This is a genomic window from Thiohalocapsa marina, assembly GCF_008632335.1.
GTDB classification, from domain to species: Bacteria; Pseudomonadota; Gammaproteobacteria; order Chromatiales; family Chromatiaceae; genus Thiohalocapsa; species Thiohalocapsa marina.
Map to the genome: position 1 here is coordinate 1 of NZ_VWXX01000073.1, position 1,818 is coordinate 1,818.

At 63.5% G+C, this 1,818-nt stretch carries 3 protein-coding genes; all 3 read left to right on the top strand.

Going from position 1 to position 1,818, the window contains the following annotated elements; translation table 11 throughout:
* Positions 1–194: 194 nt before the first annotated feature.
* A complete protein-coding gene (locus F2Q65_RS20280; protein ID WP_281291070.1) occupies positions 195–317 on the top strand; it encodes a hypothetical protein in 123 nt (40 codons plus the stop codon).
* Positions 314–1,231, top strand: a complete 918-nt coding sequence (locus tag F2Q65_RS19210; RefSeq protein WP_150095007.1) for a DUF4351 domain-containing protein — start codon at positions 314–316, stop codon at positions 1,229–1,231. Before F2Q65_RS20280 ends, F2Q65_RS19210 begins: the two co-directional genes overlap by 4 nt.
* 372 nt (positions 1,232–1,603) lie before the next feature.
* Positions 1,604–1,818, top strand: a 215-nt coding sequence (locus F2Q65_RS19215; RefSeq protein ID WP_150095008.1) for a winged helix-turn-helix transcriptional regulator, incomplete at its 3' end; no start/stop codon positions are given.

A 1,818-nucleotide genomic window follows, 5' to 3' on the forward strand; every position in this document is an offset into this window, starting at 1 on the left:
ACCTGCTCACGCCCGAAGGCGCCCAGGCCAAGCTCAGGGTCCTCAACGCGCTCATCGCCCAAAAGTGCCAGGAACATGCCGAGCTGCAAGCCTTCATCGAACAACTGACCCGCGAGCAGCAAGCCCAGACGCAATCACCGGCAAAAGACCCCCTGCCGCAGCAGCGCTAGCCGCCGCGTCAGGAGACAACACCCATGGACGTCATCAACAAACGCCAAACCCGTGTCACCGGCCCCCGCCACCAGTTCATCCACACCCATGGCAGCGCCAACGGCCACGCCGACCGCTCAATGCAAGTGACGGAAACACAGGGATGAGCCACGACCAGAATTTCAAGAATCTGATCTGCGACTACCCGCGCGAAACGCTCGCCCTGTTCGCCGCCGCCGAGGCCCAGGCCATCGATGCTGGCGCTCGAATCCTGCCGATCCGCGAGGAGCAACTGAAGGAACGCCTCGGCGAGCGCTTCCGCGAGCTCGATGTGCCGCTGCTGGTGGAATGGCCCGACGGCCGCCGCGCCGCGCTGCTGTTCGTGCTGGAAGAGGAAACCGACCCCGGACGCTTCTCCATCCATCGCCTGGCCCACTACTGCCTGGACCTCGCCGAGCTCTATGGCACCGAACGAGTGGTGCCGGTGGTGATCTTCCTGCATCCGGGCACTTACCCCGAGCGACTGGATCTGGGCAGCGAGCAGCGCCACTACCTGCAATTCAGCTACCTGCACACCGCGCTGTTCCGGCTGCGGGCGCGCGAGTACCTGGACAGCGACAACATCGTCGCCCGCCTGGCGCTGCCGACCATGACCTTCGCACCCGAGGAGAAGTTCGAGGTCATCGCTGCTGCGACCCGCGGTCTGACCGAACTGGAACCGGACCCCGAGCGGCGACTCAAATACGCTGACTTCATCGACATCTATGCCATGCTGGACGAGAATGAATGGGAAGCCTACCGCCAGCGTTATCCGCAAGAGGCTACGACAATGATCAGCTTTTCTGAAAGATTTACCGAACAGGGTCGTCAGCAGGGGCTCCAGCAGGGACTCCAGCAGGGACTCCATCAAGGCGAAGCGACCTTGGTACTCCGACAACTGAACCGCCGTGTGGGGTCTGTACCAGAAGCCTACCGCCAGCGCATCGAATCGCTCCCAGTCGATCAGATCGAAATCCTGGGCGAAGACCTGCTGGATTTCACCGGCCCCGCCGACCTCGAGGCCTGGTTCGCCCGCCACTGACGCACTGTTCGCCAACACTGAAACGCTTGGCGGCAAGCTTAGTCGCCAACACCCGCGCCTTCGGGCCGGTGCACCGCTGTGCGGGGGACGCTGCGAGCACATCCTTTTGGCGCTCGAGCATCGCCATCCCTGGCGATGCACGCCCCCGACAGCGTCACCCCGCCCCGAATGCGCTACCGTGGCCACACACATGAATGCCCTGATCGCCATCTCCAGCAAATCCTTGCCACTCCCCACGGCAAGATGTTGAAATACGCGCCTTAGCGTTTTGGCAACGAACCATCACGCACCTGACAACCAGACCCACGCAGCCCATGCCGGCAAGTGACAAGGCAGGGCGGTAGCGTGCCTGGAACCCCGCCCCCCGCCGTGATGATCAAGGACGAACACCAATACCGCCTCCTGCGCCACCTGGAACAACACCCCGGCGCCAGCCAGCGCGAGCTGGCCAAGTTGGTCGGCTTGAGCCTCAGCAGCACCAACGACTGCCTGCGCGCAGTGATCGAAAACACCTGCTCACGCCCGAAGGCGCCCAGGCCAAGCTCAGGGTCCTCAACGCGCTCATCGCCCAAAAGCGCCAGGAACAC

Excerpts from the sequence above, each read along its gene's own strand:
- F2Q65_RS19210 (WP_150095007.1), top strand. The coding sequence starts at position 314 with ATGAGCCACGACCAGAATTTCAAGAATCTGATCTGCGACTACCCGCGC.
- F2Q65_RS20280 (WP_281291070.1), top strand. The coding sequence starts at position 195 with ATGGACGTCATCAACAAACGCCAAACCCGTGTCACCGGCCCCCGCCAC.